The organism is Asaccharospora irregularis DSM 2635 (assembly GCF_900129815.1).
GTDB classification, from domain to species: Bacteria; Bacillota; Clostridia; order Peptostreptococcales; family Peptostreptococcaceae; genus Asaccharospora; species Asaccharospora irregularis.
In genome coordinates this window covers 44,999-60,771 of record NZ_FQWX01000009.1, presented here as the reverse complement: position 1 = coordinate 60,771, position 15,773 = coordinate 44,999, and the positions used below count along the sequence as shown (strand labels likewise).

At 28.6% G+C, this 15,773-nt stretch carries 18 protein-coding genes; 17 read left to right on the top strand and 1 reads right to left on the bottom strand.

Annotation, left to right across the window (positions count from 1 at the left end; all coding sequences use genetic code 11):
- Positions 1 to 57 precede the first annotated feature (57 nt).
- The 7 genes from BUB34_RS05750 to BUB34_RS05720 all read left to right on the top strand — a co-directional run bounded on the left by BUB34_RS05750 (position 58) and on the right by BUB34_RS05720 (position 6,674).
- Positions 58 to 1,026: a dipeptidase gene (locus BUB34_RS05750; protein WP_073125201.1), complete on the top strand. Its 969-nt coding sequence runs from the start codon at positions 58 to 60 to the stop codon at positions 1,024 to 1,026.
- Between the two features lie 76 nt (positions 1,027 to 1,102).
- Positions 1,103 to 2,074, top strand: a complete 972-nt coding sequence (locus tag BUB34_RS05745) for a WG repeat-containing protein (protein ID WP_073125190.1) — start codon at positions 1,103 to 1,105, stop codon at positions 2,072 to 2,074.
- A 494-nt stretch (positions 2,075 to 2,568) separates the two neighbouring features.
- The gene (locus BUB34_RS05740) at positions 2,569 to 3,435 is read left to right on the top strand and encodes a YitT family protein (RefSeq protein ID WP_073125188.1); all 867 of its coding nucleotides are present in this window, start codon (positions 2,569 to 2,571) and stop codon (positions 3,433 to 3,435) included.
- 181 nt (positions 3,436 to 3,616) lie between these two features.
- A complete protein-coding gene (locus BUB34_RS05735) occupies positions 3,617 to 4,459 on the top strand; it encodes an MORN repeat-containing protein (protein ID WP_073125187.1) in 843 nt (280 codons plus the stop codon).
- Between the two features lie 23 nt (positions 4,460 to 4,482).
- Positions 4,483 to 5,508, top strand: a complete 1,026-nt coding sequence (locus BUB34_RS05730) for a CAP domain-containing protein (RefSeq protein WP_073125186.1) — start codon at positions 4,483 to 4,485, stop codon at positions 5,506 to 5,508.
- 28 nt (positions 5,509 to 5,536) lie between these two features.
- Positions 5,537 to 6,226 carry a polysaccharide deacetylase family protein gene (locus tag BUB34_RS05725; RefSeq protein ID WP_073125251.1) on the top strand — a complete coding sequence of 230 codons (690 nt, stop codon included), beginning with the start codon at positions 5,537 to 5,539 and terminating at the stop codon, positions 6,224 to 6,226.
- 124 nt (positions 6,227 to 6,350) lie between these two features.
- Complete coding sequence (locus BUB34_RS05720; protein ID WP_073125184.1) at positions 6,351 to 6,674, top strand: hypothetical protein; 324 nt, start codon at positions 6,351 to 6,353, stop codon at positions 6,672 to 6,674.
- A 32-nt stretch (positions 6,675 to 6,706) separates the two neighbouring features.
- Here the strand turns inward: BUB34_RS05720 and BUB34_RS05715 are convergent, their stop codons facing one another.
- Positions 6,707 to 6,892: a hypothetical protein gene (locus tag BUB34_RS05715; protein WP_073125181.1), complete on the bottom strand. Its 186-nt coding sequence runs from the start codon at positions 6,890 to 6,892 to the stop codon at positions 6,707 to 6,709.
- A 218-nt stretch (positions 6,893 to 7,110) separates the two neighbouring features.
- On the opposite strand from BUB34_RS05715, the gene BUB34_RS05710 reads away from it, so the two are divergent.
- The 10 genes from BUB34_RS05710 to dnaG all read left to right on the top strand — a co-directional run bounded on the left by BUB34_RS05710 (position 7,111) and on the right by dnaG (position 15,772).
- The gene (locus BUB34_RS05710) at positions 7,111 to 7,689 is read left to right on the top strand and encodes an anthranilate synthase component II (RefSeq protein ID WP_073125179.1); all 579 of its coding nucleotides are present in this window, start codon (positions 7,111 to 7,113) and stop codon (positions 7,687 to 7,689) included.
- Position 7,690: 1 nt separating this feature from the next.
- The gene (gene pabB / locus BUB34_RS05705; RefSeq protein WP_073125177.1) at positions 7,691 to 9,040 is read left to right on the top strand and encodes an aminodeoxychorismate synthase component I; all 1,350 of its coding nucleotides are present in this window, start codon (positions 7,691 to 7,693) and stop codon (positions 9,038 to 9,040) included.
- Positions 9,030 to 9,848 (top strand): aminotransferase class IV, encoded by an 819-nt coding sequence (locus BUB34_RS05700; RefSeq protein WP_073125175.1) that lies wholly within the window; start codon positions 9,030 to 9,032, stop codon positions 9,846 to 9,848. The genes pabB and BUB34_RS05700 overlap by 11 nt, the downstream gene beginning before the upstream one ends.
- A 23-nt stretch (positions 9,849 to 9,871) precedes the next feature.
- On the top strand, positions 9,872 to 10,573 hold the full coding sequence (locus BUB34_RS05695; protein WP_073125173.1) for a hypothetical protein: 702 nt from the start codon (positions 9,872 to 9,874) through the stop codon (positions 10,571 to 10,573).
- A gap of 15 nt (positions 10,574 to 10,588) precedes the next feature.
- Positions 10,589 to 11,164 carry a GTP cyclohydrolase I FolE gene (folE, locus tag BUB34_RS13070; RefSeq protein WP_330392750.1) on the top strand — a complete coding sequence of 192 codons (576 nt, stop codon included), beginning with the start codon at positions 10,589 to 10,591 and terminating at the stop codon, positions 11,162 to 11,164.
- A gap of 36 nt (positions 11,165 to 11,200) precedes the next feature.
- A complete protein-coding gene (folP, locus tag BUB34_RS13065) occupies positions 11,201 to 11,992 on the top strand; it encodes a dihydropteroate synthase (RefSeq protein WP_143153325.1) in 792 nt (263 codons plus the stop codon).
- A 7-nt stretch (positions 11,993 to 11,999) separates the two neighbouring features.
- Positions 12,000 to 12,365 (top strand): dihydroneopterin aldolase, encoded by a 366-nt coding sequence (folB, locus tag BUB34_RS05685; protein WP_073125171.1) that lies wholly within the window; start codon positions 12,000 to 12,002, stop codon positions 12,363 to 12,365.
- Positions 12,358 to 12,864, top strand: a complete 507-nt coding sequence (gene folK, locus BUB34_RS05680; protein WP_073125169.1) for a 2-amino-4-hydroxy-6-hydroxymethyldihydropteridine diphosphokinase — start codon at positions 12,358 to 12,360, stop codon at positions 12,862 to 12,864. The genes folB and folK overlap by 8 nt, the downstream gene beginning before the upstream one ends.
- Entirely contained in the window at positions 12,845 to 13,633 is a 789-nt protein-coding gene (gene aroF, locus BUB34_RS05675; RefSeq protein WP_073125167.1) for a 3-deoxy-7-phosphoheptulonate synthase, read from the top strand. The genes folK and aroF overlap by 20 nt, the downstream gene beginning before the upstream one ends.
- A 324-nt stretch (positions 13,634 to 13,957) precedes the next feature.
- On the top strand, positions 13,958 to 15,772 hold the full coding sequence (dnaG, locus tag BUB34_RS05670; RefSeq protein ID WP_073125249.1) for a DNA primase: 1,815 nt from the start codon (positions 13,958 to 13,960) through the stop codon (positions 15,770 to 15,772).
- The last annotated feature ends 1 nt before the right edge of the window (position 15,773 follow it).

Sequence of the window (15,773 nt, the reverse complement as noted above, 5' to 3'; positions counted from 1 at the left end):
TAAGCTTTTTGAATAGGTAGGAAAAAAGCTATTAAACTATATATTTGGAGGGGTTATATGATACTTGATATCCATGCAGATATATTTACGGATATATTTAACAAAGGAATTAGAGGAGAAAGTGATATTATAAAAAGATATCATTTAAGCAAATTTAATAAAGGAGGGATAAATGGAGGAATTTTTGTCTTTTGGTTAGATCCTAAATATAATGATTATGAAAATTTAAAAACTATGATGGATTATGCAGACAGGGAAATTGAAATTGCAAAGGATTTTCTCTGTGTTGCTAAAAATTATAATGAATATTATGATGCACTAAAGTCTGGAAAGATAACAGTAATGATGAACTTAGAGGGGGCAAAATCTATAGAGGATGATATAAATAGAGTGGATGAAATATATGAATATGGAATAAGGTTTTTATCATTGACTTGGAATGAGGAAAATAAACTTGCAACTGGAGTAAAATCTTTAAGTGATTCAGGACTCAAGGAAAGGGGCAAGGATTTTTTAAAAAGAATTCAGAATAGAGGAATTGTACTAGATGTATCTCATGCAAGTGATAAGACATTTTTTGACATAGTAAAACATACAAAAAAACCTATAATTGCAAGTCATTCAAATTGCAGAAAGTTATGCAATGAAAAGAGAAACCTGCTAGATGATCAGATAAAACTGATAAAGGAAACAGGAGGTATTATAGGAGTTAATGCTTACAGAGACTTTATACATGTAGATAGAGAAAAACAAGATGCTACGCATTTAGTCAACCATATAGATCACATGGTTGATCTTATAGGTATAGACTCAGTATGCTTTGGTCTTGATTATTGTGACTATATAGATGACCAACTAAGAAGTGACTTAGATACAGCAGATGTAAATAAAAATGGACTGTATGATGTATCAAGGACTCAAGAGATAGTAGTAAAATTAAAATCCAGGGGTTATAGCCAGAATGATATAGAGAAGATATCTTATAAAAATTTTCTTAAATTTATAAAAGATAATATAAATAGTTAGAAGATTTTCTTAGAAGAATAGAAAGCCCTATAAAGTAATAAGATGTATAATAACACTTATTTATAAGGGGGCAAATATGGTAAAAAGAGAGTTATTTCTTCCTATATTAAGGGATGGAAGATATGGATTTATAGACAAAGAAAAAAATGTAGTGATAAATCCTAGGTTTAGGTATGTGTCAGATAGATTTAGGGATGGATATTGTGTAATAACATATATAAAGAAAATAAGAAAGACGACAAGATGGGTATTTGGATATATTGATAAACTAGGAAATACTCAAATATTTCTTCACTTAGATAGTGCATACGAATTTAGCGAGGGTTTATCTAGAATAAAGTTAGACAATTACTACGGATACTTGGATACATCTTTAGAAGAAGCAATAAAACCGCGGTTCATTTGCGCTGCTAACTTCAGGGAAGGATTAGCTGGAGTTAAGATTAATAAAAAGTGGGGATTTATAGATAAACAAGGAGAAGTTGCAATAGATCCATCTTACACTTATGTAAATCAATTTTTTGAAGGAAGGTCTTTAGTAGAGATCAAGGGTAAGTATGGATATATTAATAAATATGGAGATCTTGTTATACCTGCAGAATTTGATATAGGTACAGAATTTTCTGAAGGGTTAGCTCCTGTGAGAATCAAAGATAAATGGGGTTATATAGATTTGAATGGAAAAGTAATTATTGATTTTGTGTTTGATAGAGCTAAACCATTTTCGGAAGGGTTAGCTTGCATATGTATAAACGATAAATGGGGATATATAAACAAAAAAGGTGAGGTTGTTATAGATACTATGTTTGACTATGCCTGTGACTTTAGAGAAGGTTTAGCGAGGTTTAATATAGGGTATAATTCTCTTACGAGAGGGATGAGTATACCTAAGGGAGGATTATGGGGATTTTTAAACAAATTAGGAGAAGTACAAATTACTCCTAAATTTGATTCTATATCAGATTTTGAAGAAGGGTACGCCCAATTAATAAAAGGCAATAATAACAATTATATAGATAAAATAGGCAATTTACTTTTAATAGATTAATATAAAAATGATAAATTATAAAAAAAATTATTTATTTTAAAATTTTATGAAGAAATTATTAGGTAGGAAATTTGAAATTAATTAAAATAAAAAATCATAGATTGAAATATATAGTTTAAAATCTTGCAATATATGATTTCTAAAAATCATTATTAAACAATATATAAAACTTAAGCTCCAAGTAATGTTGTATACATCATGCTAAAGGTACAATATGATTTGAAAATATATATTCATATAAAACTGTCGACGAATAATATATTGCAAGAATGATCGTCGACAATATCATATGATGCGAGGTGATTATTTGTTTTATCCATAATAAGCAAAATAAGTATGAATACTAGATTAGTATGAACAAAAAACACACTAGACATATATGAAAAAAATAATATAATATATCATGTAATCGATGAGATGTATTGATTCTTACTGTAAGGGAAAAAATAAATACACGTATTTATACAGTGTAAAAAGTTCGAAGGGAGAAAGAAATGAGTAAAGTTAACACCGCCCTACAAGACAACATATTCTTAAGATATTCTGTGATAATATTAGGAATGCTTATTGCATGTATAGGGATAAACGGTTTTTTAAGACCTGCTCGTTTACTAAGTGGAGGAGTAACAGGCATAGCAGCATCAATAAATTATATAACAGATATAAATGTAGGTTTACTTACGTTTTTAATTAATATACCTATATTTATTCTTGGATTTATTTATTTGGAAAAAGATTTTTGTATTACAAGTTTAATCAACATGTTGTTGTTTTCATTTTTACTAGGAATAACTCAAGAAATTGGTAGAATTATACCTATAAATGATATATTGCTTCAAAGTATATACGGTGGTGTATTAGCCGGTATAGGTACAGGACTTGTATTTAAAACAAAATCTTCTCAGGGTGGGACAGATATAATAGCTGCCATATTAAAGTTTAAGAAAAATATACCTATGAAAGATACTACATTTTCTATCAATATTCTTATAGTTTGTGTAGGGGGCGTATTGTTTGGAATGAAGCTAGCTTTATATACTCTATTAGCATTATTTATAAATGCTTATTCCATGAACTTTATGAAAGATGCTATGAACTGTCAAAAATCTGTTATGGTTATATCAAGGGAAAGTGATTTAATAGCTAAAGACATAATGAAAACACTTATAAGAGGAGTTACTTTTTTAGATGCTGAGGGAGCTTACACTCATGAAAAGAAAAAAATTATATATTGTATAGTTTCATCTACTGAGATTCCTAAAATAAAGGAAATTGCCCTTAAATATGATAATAAGGCATTTATATCAGTAAACGATGTCAATGAAGTAAAGGGAAGAGGATTTAAAGAAAAATATTTATAAAAAATATTTATATAGAAGAAAAAGGGTAAACTTGATGAGCTTACCCTTTTTTCTAATGTATAAAAAATTATTTGTATTTTAGCCTACAAATTTATTCAATATATAGAAATAACCTTGCTTATTAATATATAATGAATTTAGTAGAAATACTACAATTGTTAACTAATTGGAGGAACGAATTATGAATATACCTAATGAATACATTGATATATACAATCAATATTTAAAAAATATAAATGAAGTAAAAAAAGAAGTTAAATATATACAAAATATAAGAAGAAAAGCCATAAAAAAAGGTGTATATGCAACAGAAAAAGAAATTTTAAATATAGAGTCAAATGAGATAGATGATAATGCTGAACTAAATTCTAAGAAGAATATTAGAAAGATATATAAATTTTCTAATGGAGATACATATATAGGTCATATTTTTGAAAATAAAATGGAAGGAAAAGGTGTTTATATTTTCGCAGAAAAAGAGGAATTAAATAAAGAAAAGCAAAGTGATAATGAGGAAGATTCAATGTGTTATATAGGAAATTTCTCTAACAACATGAAAGACGGGAAAGGGGAGTTTACCTTTAGAGAAGGAGATATATACACAGGATTTTTTAAAGATGACAGACTAGATGGTATAGGACAGATGATATACTCAAGTGGGGATGAATATATAGGAAATTGGAAGGACGGACAAAAAGATGGAATTGGTATATACAGATGGAAAAATGGATGGATGTACATAGGAGATTTTAAAAGTAGCAAGATGGAAGGTAGTGGAACCTGTTATGATAATTATGGTAATGTGATATACGACGGTGAATGGAAAAACAACTTGATACATGGGAAGGGTATATATATCTGGGATGAGAGTAAAAAGTATGAGGGTGAATTTAAACATGGTAAAAAACATGGTCAGGGAACGTTTTATATAAATGGTGAACTTGTATATCAAGGAACTTGGAAGTTTGATAAACCTTCTATTTTTAATATGAGTTTAGATGAGATATTTTCCTTGAAAGCTTAATTTTTACCTAGGAGAGTGAAAAATTGAAAAAAATAGTATCTATAATTTTAATTATAGTAATTTTTGTATTTTATGGTTCAGATATTTTAGATTTTGGATACAAACTAAAGGATTCACTATTTGAAAGGCACTATAATGAAGAACATAGTAATGCAGTAGAGGATATCCAAAGTGAGAGTATTGAGCAGAACTCTGTAAATCAGGATATAAATAATTACGAAAATATAAGGATTGGCGATAGTACACAAACGGTAAAGTCATTTATAGGAGAACCTTCGAGAATAGATAAAAGTGAATATTCATTTGATTGGTACGTATACAATCAGTACGGGGAAAAATTTGTTATGGTAGGCATTGAAAACGATGCTGTAGTAGCGTTTTATAGTAATTCTATGAATTCTTATGAAACTGAAGGAATACAATTAAACCAAAATAGAGAGTATATAAGAAGTAATTATTCTCCAATTGAGTACAAGGAAAAAGGAAATACCAGATATATGATAAACTCTAAGGATGAGTATGACATAATAAATAAAGGGAAAAAATATATTACTGTTTTTTATGATATCCACGATGAAAATAGAGTATGTTCTTATTTAATAGTAGATGAATATATAGAAAATCATTTTAATGGTATATATCCAGAAGAAAGTGAAGAAATCAAAAAAAGTTTTGAACTAGAGATGGTAGATCTTGTAAATAGTGTTAGGTTAAAAAGGGGTCTTATATCACTAGAATATAGTGAGGCAGCTACTCAAAGTTCAAGAAATCATAGTAATGATATGATGGTAAGCAATTTTTTTGATCATATAAATAAAAAAAATGAAACACCTTTTGATAGAATGCAAAAAGAAGGGATTTTATATTCTAAAGCAGGAGAAAACATAGCAGCTGGTCAGGTAAATTCTATATACGCACATGAGGCTTTGATGAATTCTTTAGGACATAGAAAAAATATTTTAGGAGATTATAATAATATAGGAGTTGGAGTAGTATTTGGAGGATCGTATAAAACATATTATACTCAAAATTTCTATAGTGGGATATAATATAAAATATTTGAAAGGAAGTTTAAATATGAAATGCAAAAATATTATATTATCATGTATTATAGTCTTATCATTAATTTTTGTATTCACTCCTAGTTCATACGCAAAATTAGGAGGAGATATATTTATAAAAAATGGATCTAGGGAAAAGAAATTAATAGCACTAACCTTTGATGATGGACCTCATCCAAAAGAAACTAACGAGGTTTTAGATGTATTAAATAAACACAAAGTAAAGGCCACTTTTTTTATAGCAGGAAAACATGCGAATTGGTACAAAGAACCTTTAATTAGAGCTAGTAAAGAAGGTCATGAGATTGGAAATCATACATTTAATCACCCTGATATAACAAACTTAAGTAGTTCTCAGATAGAAGATGAGATATTAAAATGCGAGAAAACACTAGTAGAATTGACGGGTAAAAAACCGAATTTATTTAGACCTCCATATGGAAGCTACAAAGAAGAATCTCTTGCAAAAATAGCTAAGAAACTGGATTATAAGATAGTGTTGTGGACTACTTTGGATGCAAAGGATTGGAAAAACCCAGGAGCTAAAAGTATATCTGATACAATAATCAAAAATGCAAAAAATGGAGATATAATTTTATTGCATGACTATGCAACAAAAGATACGGTAGAAGCCCTAGATATATTAATACCTGAGATGAAAAGCAGAGGCTTTGAGTTTGTAACAGTTTCAGAATTGATTGATTAAATTGATTTAATAAGTTTTTAAGATTAATATATATAAAATAATATGAACCTTTGTAAAAATATAAACTATTTTTGCAAAGGTTCATATTATATTAGTAAGACTATCTTGAAAAGGAATTGATTTTATGTACAATAAAGTTTATGAAAAAAAAGGTTTTATAGTATTTCAAGTTAAAGAAGGATATATAGCTTATAATACTAAAAAGAGTTTTCAAGAGGGTCATACACACCTAAAACATTTTGAACCAGCAAAAACTGCTATAGATTTAGTGATAAACAAAAAAATTCCAAAAAGTACAGATGTATATTATCTCACAAGCTTAATAAGGTTAAGTGAAGACGAAGATTATATTTATAAGATAAAACAATTAATAGAAACTAGAGAACAAAAAGGCAAGAAAGAAAAGTATTATAATCCTGGTTATAAGCTATCAAAAAGGAGCATTTAGCTCCTTTTTAGTTTTTAAAAAAAGGTATGAATTTAATGATATTCCTCGTAGACATTTAACCTGTTAACATAATCAAACTCTAGGTAGTCGTTTCTATAGATTAAGTAACTAGAGATTCCTTCTTTATCGTATTCTCTAAGTTTTTTTACAGCCTCATGTTTTGACATGGGAGGTGATATAGATTTGTTATCTGACCTTATAATTATGTAATTGTTCATTAAAAAACCTCCAGGTAAAAATATTTTAAACGAACTCCCTAAAAATATACTTAGGGAGATACTTCTATAGTTTTTGTATAAAACAAATAATTATACTGTTTAATTGTTTTGAGAGTTTAACTATCTTGACATAAATTTCTATGAAACTATATAATCAACTATATAAACTCACAAAGATAAGACAATTGTATAAATATATTTCAAAGGAGGGATTATAGATGATTCTTATGATAGACAACTATGATTCATTTGTTTATAATTTAGTTCAGTTTATTGGACAACTAGGAGAAGAGGTAGTAGTAAAAAGAAATGACAAAATAAGTATAGATGACATAGAAAAATTAAATCCTGAGATAATTGTTTTGTCTCCAGGTCCTTGCTCGCCACTAGAGGCTGGTATTTGTATAGATATTGTAAAATATTTCAAAGGTATAAAGCCAATACTCGGAATTTGTTTAGGTCATCAAACTATAGGATATGCATTTGGTGCTAAAGTTATAAAAGCAGACAAGCCGGTTCATGGAAAAGTACATTTAATAACACATAATGATAAAGGGGTATTTAGAGGTCTAAAAAACCCATTAAATGTAACTAGATATCACTCTCTTATATTGGAAGATATACCAGAGGAGTTGGAAGTAACAGCTTTAACCAACAAAAATGAAGTAATGGGAATAAGGCATAGAGATTATTTGATAGAGGGAGTTCAATTCCATCCTGAGGCTATTTTGTCAGAACAGGGACATGAAATGCTTAATAACTTTATAAAAGAGGCTAGAGAAAGGATAATATTATAAAATGATAAAGCAGCTAAATACTAAATTAAACTCTTTTGAGATATTTACTATATTTAAAGACGATGATAATAGTTTTATATTAGATAGTGCCATGGATAAAAATAAACTAGGGAGATACTCTTTTGTAAGTAGCAACCCATTCAAAGTGCTTAAGTTTAAAAATAGTGAAAAGAATCCATTAGATACATTAAAAGCTGAATTAAAAAAATATAAAGTAGAGAATAAAACAAATCTACCTTTTATAGGTGGGGCGGTAGGTTATTTGTCTTATGACCTGGGAAATTATATAGAGAATATAAAAAAAACAGCTATAGATGATACTGGTGTATATGATTTGTATTTCGGATTATATAACTACGTAATAGTATTTGACCATCTAGAAGAAAAGACTTATATAGCTACTCCAGACTTAGATATACATATAGAAAGAAAATTAATTTCAAACATAGAAGCAAAAATAGAAGAGGCAGAGAAAAAGGGAATAGATGGCATTTGTTATAGAGAAGATAAAATTGAAAAAATAAAGCTTAGCTCGAACTTTAAAAAACAAGAATTTAAAGATTCTGTTCAAAAAATAAGAGATTATATAGTTCAGGGAGATATCTATCAGGCAAATCTAACACAAAGATTTAGTGGAAAAACGAAGGTTTCTAGTTATGAAATTTATAGAGATTTGAGGAGATTTAGCCCAGCGCCTTTTGGTGCATTTTTAAATTTTGAAAAAACTCATGTACTTTCAAACTCACCAGAGAGATTTATAAAATGTACAAACAAAATAGTAGAAACTAGACCTATAAAAGGTACTAGACCTAGAGGAAAGACTAAAGAAGAAGATTTAAGGCTTCAAAATGAGTTATTAGAAAGTGAGAAAGATAGGGCTGAATTACTTATGATAGTAGATTTAGAGAGAAATGATATCGGAAAAATCTCCAAGGTAGGAAGCGTAAAAGTCCCAGAATTATTTGTAATAGAAAAGTATGCAAATGTAAATCATTTAGTTTCTACAGTAGTAGGTCAACTAGAAGATGACAAGGATGCAATTGATGTAATTAAAGCTACTTTTCCAGGGGGATCTATAACAGGGGCACCTAAAATTCGAGCTATGGAAATTATAGATGAATTAGAACCGACTCAAAGAAATATATATACAGGATCAATAGGTTATATAGGTTTTAATGGAGATATGGATTTTAATATAGCAATTAGAACTATAATTAAACAAGATGAAAATGTATATTTCCAAGTTGGAGGGGGAATGACATGGGACTCTAATCCAGATGATGAATATCAAGAGACTTTGGATAAAGCTCAGTCTATTATCAAAGCATTGAGGGGATATTATGAAGAATAGCACATCTTTTAACAGTACATTAAATAAATTTGGAATAGGGCTGTTCGAAACTATAAAAGTTAAAAATGGGGAAGTAAAGGATTTAGACTTGCATATGGATAGAATGTTTAAATCAATAAGTGAGTTGGACTTAAGCATAAATATAAGATGTGAAGATATAGATTTGGAAAATGAGAACATTAAATCAGAGGATAGATCTAGTTTACAATATTTAATATGTATGAGATCTTTTTTAGAACAAAAAATCTTAGAATATATAAAACAAGAACAGATAGTAAACAAGGCCCTTAGGTTGACTATATTCGATGATGGGTATAATATTTCCGTAAGGGATATACCTTATGATGAGAGCTCGTATAAAAGGGGTTTTAGGTTGAATATATCTCCAATAAAGAGAGGAGATAGTATAATATATAGACACAAAACAACGAATTATTTTGAAAGTATTTATACTAAGAATTATGCAAATAAAAAAGGGTTTGATGATGGAATATTTTTGGACTTAAATGGGATGGTTTTAGAATGTTCTATGAGTAATATATTTTTTATCAGAGGAAATACTATATATACACCTAAATCAGATTTGCCAATATTAAATGGAACTATGAAACAAAAAGTTCTAAACATATGTAACGACACTTCTATAGATTTACGAGAGGATGTTATAAAATTAGAAGAATTAGATAAATTTGATTTTGTATTTATTACCAATAGTCTTATGGAGTTAATGAGAGTAACAGAAATAGATGGAATATTTTATAATAGAAAAAATTATTTATTTGATAAAATTCTAGATTGCCTATATTAAAAATATGTTAGTGGAGAAGTAATATGACAAACAGTATTTATGAAACTTATGAAACGGAGTTGGAAAAAATAAAAAAAAGTTCCAATACTATAGCGATATTCCTAGTTGGCTCTAGTAAAGGATTAGATTTAAGAGAAACTAATTTGAAATTAAATGACATTGATATTTTTGTTTTTGTAAATCAAGGAGAAATTCAAGAAAGAGTAATTAAATATATAAATGATATAGAGTTTGATATAAATTATTTCTCGAGAAATGGATTAAAATACTTAGTAAATAATAAAGAATACTTCTTTTTGAAGGAAATGAAAGATGCTCAAGTTATATATGATAAAAATAATACTGCTATTCATATAAAAGAACTATGTAGAAGAAGTTATTTAGAGGGTCCTAAAAAACTATCATACAGTGAAAAACAATTTATAAAAATTGATGTGGAATCTAAAATACTAAGATTGAAATATAAAGAAAAATTTGAAAATTTTGAATATAAATTTTTGACGAATTTATATTTAAAAGATATAATAATAGGGTACTTTAAGATAAATGACAAGTGGGTACCAAAGGATAAAAACTTGCTAAAAGAATTAAAAAAAGAAAATAAAGAGCTTTTTAATTTTATAGAAGAGATCCATGAAGAATATGATTATAACCTTTTGCTACAACTATACAATCATATTTTTAAAGAAATAAAGTATACAAAAAGCATAAAGATTACTTACTAGTAAGGGGGCTAAACGATGATGAATAATGTAGATAAGGAAAAAATAAAAAATGCAGTGAGGGATATATTAGAAGCTATAGGAGAGAATCCAGATAGAGAGGGACTGCTAGAAACTCCAGCCAGAGTTGCTAGGATGTATGAAGAAATCTATTCAGGGATTAACCAAGATCCTAGAGAGCATTTAAAGGTTATTTTTCAGGATGAAAAGCATGAGGAAATGGTGTTGGTTAAGGATATTCCATTTCATTCATGTTGTGAACATCATCTAGTACCATTTTTTGGGAAAGCTCATATTGCATACATTCCGAAAGATGGAAGACTTACAGGTTTATCAAAACTGGCTCGTGTTATAGAAACTTTGGCAAAAAGGCCTCAACTTCAAGAAAGAATTACAAAAGAGGCTGCAGAGATTTTAATGCAAGAGCTTAAGCCTTATGGGGTTATTGTTGTTGTCGAGGCAGAACATATGTGCATGACAATGAGAGGTGTTAAAAAGCCGGGTTCAAAGACGATAACATCAGCTGTTAGAGGTGTATTTGAAACTGAAATAGCAACTAGATCTGAAGCTATGAGTTTAATAAATATGAGATAAATATCTAAAAATAAAATTTAAATTAGGAGTATTAGTATGTTTGATTATGGCAAGAGAACTTATATAATGGGAATTTTAAATGTTACCCCAGATAGCTTTTCTGATGGGGGAGATTTCGAAAATGTAGAAGCTGCAGTAGAACATGCAAAAGAAATGATAAATGAAGGTGCTGATATAATAGATTTAGGAGGAGAATCGACTCGTCCTGGACACAATTATGTTGATATAAAAGAAGAAATAAGAAGGACAGTACCAGTGGTAAAAAGACTTAAAGAAGAAATAGATATACCTATATCAGTTGACACATATAAATCAGAAGTAGCAGAGGAAGCCTTAAAGCTAGGCGTTGAAATGATAAATGATATATGGGGTCTAAGAAAAGATAATAACATGGCAAAAGTCATTGGAAAGTATAATGCAAAAGTATGTATAATGCATAATCAGGAAGGCACAGAATATAGTAAGGATATAATGGAATCTATAAAAGACTTTTTAAGAGAGAGTATATCTATAGCTATTGAGGCAGGAATAAAAAAGGAAAATATAGTTTTAGACCCAGGGATAGGTTTTGGAAAAACATTTGAACAAAACCTTGAGGTTTTAGATAGATTGAGTGAACTGCAAGAATTAGGATATCCTATATTGCTTGGAACTTCTAGAAAATCTGTTATTGGAAATGTATTAAATGTAGAGCCTAAAAAAAGAATTGAAGGAACTATAGCTACAACAGTCTTAGGTATAAAATCTGGGGTAGACATAGTTAGAGTGCATGATGTAGCCCAAAATCTAAATGCAGCAAAAATGGCAGATGCTATATGTAGAAAGTAGGATAAAAATGGACAAGATATTATTGAATAACTTGGGGTTTTATGGATATCATGGGGTACTAAAAGAAGAAAATACATTGGGACAAAAGTTTTTTATAGATATGGAGCTTTATTTAGAAACAAAAGAAGCTGGATTAAGTGATGATATGAATAAATCTGTTAGTTATGCAGATGTATATGAATTGGTAAAGGATATAACAGAGAATAAACAATTTAACTTAATAGAAGCATTAGCTGAAAATATAGCCAAAGAGGTATTAGATAGATTTCAACTTATAGAAGGTTTGAGCATAAGAGTTAAAAAGCCAGAGGCTCCAGTTAGAGGTATTTATGATTATTTTGGAGTGGAAATAAGGAGAATGAGATATGAATAGAGCCTACTTAGGTTTAGGAACTAACATAGGAGATAGACTTGGATATTTAAAGCAAGCTTGTGATATATTGAGAGAAAGCAATAACATAAATATAATAAAAGAATCAAAGATTTACGAAACTAAGGCCTGGGGATATAAGAATCAAGATGATTTCTTAAATATGTGTGTTGAAATACAAACAAACCTATCTCCAGAGGATCTTTTAAATTTTTGTCAGGGAATAGAAGAAAAGTTAAATAGGAAAAGAATAATAAGATGGGGGCCTAGAACAATAGATGTAGATATATTATTTTTTAATGATTTACAATTAAAATCTGAAAAATTATTAATACCTCATCCGAGAATAACAGAAAGAGCTTTTGTTTTGATACCTCTTATGGATTTGAATAAAGAACTTGCCATAAAAGATAAAAGCATCAAAGAGCACTTAAATTTATTAACTAATGAGGAAAAACAAGAGGTAAAGGAGTACTTAGGTTATGATAAACAACCTATTTGACGATAGAAAAAATATAGAAAAAATATATAAAAATAAAGATGTGGTTTCAAAAGAAGATAAAATTATTATAGCAGGACCTTGTGCAATAGAGAGTTATGAACAACTTTTGAAAACTGCAGAGTTTGTAAAGGAAAAAGGTGCAAATGTTTTAAGAGGTGGAGCCTATAAACCGAGAACTTCACCTGACTCATTTCAAGGTCTAAAAGAAGAAGGTCTTAGAATATTAAAGGCTGTAAAAGAAAAAACAGGTTTACCTGTTATTACAGAATTAATGGATGTACGTGATCTAAAAAAAATATATGATGTAGCTGATATAATTCAAATAGGATCTAGAAACATGCAAAATTTTACACTGTTAAGTGAGGTTGGTAAACAAGATAAACCAATTATGCTAAAAAGAGGGATAGCCTCTACAATAACTGAGTGGATTGGGGCAGCTGAATATATAGCAAAAGAAGGCAATTACAACATTATAATGTGTGAAAGAGGTATAAGAACTTATAATGATTACACTAGAAATACATTGGATTTAGCTGCTGTTCCAATTATAAAAAAGGAAACAGGGCTTTCTGTAGTTGTGGACCCTAGCCATGGGACAGGAGTTAGATATTTAATTAAGCCGATGAGTTTGGCAGCTTTGGCATGTGGTGCAGATGGAATAATGGTAGAAGTTCATCCAGAACCAGAAAATGCACTTTCAGATGGGATGCAATCACTTCACTTTGATGAGTTTGATGATTTGATTAATTCGATAGCAAATTATAAATAAGTATACTTATTTGCATTATGAAAATGAATATAATTTTCTATGCATTATAAAAAAGAGGCAGTTGCCTCTTTTTAAATTTTATAGAAAAAATGTATTAAATTTCACAAAAACAGGAAACATTAACTTTATAACCTTTTTTTTATAAAAAAGTCAACCCCCAAACACTTTTAAAAATAAATTATTACAAATAATATAAAAAATTTTAATTTAAAAGAAGGAAATGAACAGAAAAAGTCGAATTCTGTACAATGAGTGTTTGACAAATTTACAATATCGTGTAAAATAGAAATGTTAATACAAAAAAGTACACCAGAAGGTGATAATATGGATGATATAAAAGACATTATAGAAGAAATTAAGTCTAGATGCGACATAGCAAGTATAATTTCTGAATACATGAACATTAAGCAATCTGGAAACAATTATAAAGGTCTGTGTCCATTTCATGGTGAAAAAACGCCATCTTTTTACATAAGTACATCAAAGCAAATGTATAAATGCTTTGGATGTGGTGAAGGTGGAGATGTAATAAGGTTTGTAATGAAAATGGAAAACTTAGAGTTTATGGATGCGGTGAAAATTTTAGCTAATAAGTGTGGTTTAGAAATAAATACCAATATGAGTAAAGAAGCTAAAATAAAACTGGAAAATATAAAAAAATTTCAGGATATACATGTTGAAGCAGCTAGATTTTATTTTTCTAATTTGGTAGGTAGCAAAAATCAAGGGTATGAATATCTAATGAAGAGAGGTCTTGACGACAAGACTATAAGAAAATTTGGTCTTGGATTTTCACTAGATTCATGGCAATCGCTTAGTGATTATTTGGTAAAGAAAGGATACTCAAAATTAGATTTATTTAATTGTGGTCTTGTAAATCAAAATGATAGCAAAACTCACTTCTATGATAAGTTTAGAAATAGAGTAATGTTTCCAATTTTTGATTATAGAGGAAATGTAATTGGTTTTGGAGGAAGAGTATTAGATGACTCTTTACCTAAGTATTTAAACTCTCCAGAAACTATTATTTTCAACAAGAGACAAAACTTATACGGCTTAAATTTTGCTAGAAAAAATCTAAAAGATAGAAATGTAGTATTAGTCGAAGGATACATGGATTTAATATCCCTTTATCAATATGGTATAAAGAATGTAGTTGCTACATTAGGGACGGCCTTGACACAGGAACAAGGAAAATTACTAAAAAGATATGTAGATACTGTAATAATATCATATGATTCGGATGAAGCAGGAATAAATGCAACATTAAGGGCTATAGATGTACTTACTAATTTAAATATTAATGTTAAAGTATTGGATCTAAAAGAGTGTAAGGACCCAGATGAATTTGTTAGAAATTATGGGCTTAATAAATATAATGAAGCTATAGAAAATTCAATACATTACGTAAAATTTAAAATAAACTGCTTAAAGAGAGAGTTTAACTTTGAAAAAGATGAACATAAAATAAAATTTGTAAAAGAATCATCTAAAATAATTAAAAAGTTAAAAAGTCCTGTAGAAGTTGATTACTACACAAAGTACTTAAGTAACCAAACAGATATAGGAGTTGATTCAATCAAAAGAGAAGTATATGGAAAAGATTATAATAAATCTTACACAAATAAATATAAAGCGTCAAAAGAAGAGAAGGTAATCGAAAAGCCTAAAGCGATAACAAATGGAACAACATTTATTGAAAAAACACTTTTAAAGGCAATTATGTATGACAAAAAAATAAGAGAGGTAGTTCTTTTAAGGGTAGATGAGTCTGATTTCTTAATAAGAGAAAATAAGGAAATTTTAAATTACATAATTAAAAATAAAGAATTGGACAAAATAACTATTGACAAAATAAAATGTTTAAACATACCCGAAGAATATCTCCAAAGTTTTGAAAATATATCTTTAGATAGTATAAATTTAGGGAATATTAAACAAATAGATGAGATAGTCAAAAATGTTAAAAAGAATAAAATACAACATGAAATAGATAAATTACTAGAAGAATTACAAGAAATGGAATCGAAGCAGCATAATAATGACATGAAAGAGGTAGATTTTGAGAATATGGAAATTGCTAAAATTAGAATTAGTCAAGAGATACTAGATAGACAAAAAAAAGTAAATAGCCTATAGG

Excerpts from the sequence above, each read along its gene's own strand:
- BUB34_RS05750 (WP_073125201.1), top strand. The coding sequence starts at position 58 with ATGATACTTGATATCCATGCAGATATATTTACGGATATATTTAACAAA.
- BUB34_RS05745 (WP_073125190.1), top strand. The coding sequence starts at position 1,103 with ATGGTAAAAAGAGAGTTATTTCTTCCTATATTAAGGGATGGAAGATAT.
- BUB34_RS05740 (WP_073125188.1), top strand. The coding sequence starts at position 2,569 with ATGAGTAAAGTTAACACCGCCCTACAAGACAACATATTCTTAAGATAT.
- BUB34_RS05735 (WP_073125187.1), top strand. The coding sequence starts at position 3,617 with ATGAATATACCTAATGAATACATTGATATATACAATCAATATTTAAAA.
- BUB34_RS05725 (WP_073125251.1), top strand. The coding sequence starts at position 5,537 with ATGAAATGCAAAAATATTATATTATCATGTATTATAGTCTTATCATTA.
- BUB34_RS05720 (WP_073125184.1), top strand. The coding sequence starts at position 6,351 with ATGTACAATAAAGTTTATGAAAAAAAAGGTTTTATAGTATTTCAAGTT.
- BUB34_RS05715 (WP_073125181.1), bottom strand. The coding sequence starts at position 6,892 with ATGAACAATTACATAATTATAAGGTCAGATAACAAATCTATATCACCT.
- BUB34_RS05710 (WP_073125179.1), top strand. The coding sequence starts at position 7,111 with ATGATTCTTATGATAGACAACTATGATTCATTTGTTTATAATTTAGTT.
- pabB (WP_073125177.1), top strand. The coding sequence starts at position 7,691 with ATGATAAAGCAGCTAAATACTAAATTAAACTCTTTTGAGATATTTACT.
- BUB34_RS05700 (WP_073125175.1), top strand. The coding sequence starts at position 9,030 with ATGAAGAATAGCACATCTTTTAACAGTACATTAAATAAATTTGGAATA.
- BUB34_RS05695 (WP_073125173.1), top strand. The coding sequence starts at position 9,872 with ATGACAAACAGTATTTATGAAACTTATGAAACGGAGTTGGAAAAAATA.
- folE (WP_330392750.1), top strand. The coding sequence starts at position 10,589 with ATGATGAATAATGTAGATAAGGAAAAAATAAAAAATGCAGTGAGGGAT.
- folP (WP_143153325.1), top strand. The coding sequence starts at position 11,201 with ATGTTTGATTATGGCAAGAGAACTTATATAATGGGAATTTTAAATGTT.
- folB (WP_073125171.1), top strand. The coding sequence starts at position 12,000 with ATGGACAAGATATTATTGAATAACTTGGGGTTTTATGGATATCATGGG.
- folK (WP_073125169.1), top strand. The coding sequence starts at position 12,358 with ATGAATAGAGCCTACTTAGGTTTAGGAACTAACATAGGAGATAGACTT.
- aroF (WP_073125167.1), top strand. The coding sequence starts at position 12,845 with ATGATAAACAACCTATTTGACGATAGAAAAAATATAGAAAAAATATAT.
- dnaG (WP_073125249.1), top strand. The coding sequence starts at position 13,958 with ATGGATGATATAAAAGACATTATAGAAGAAATTAAGTCTAGATGCGAC.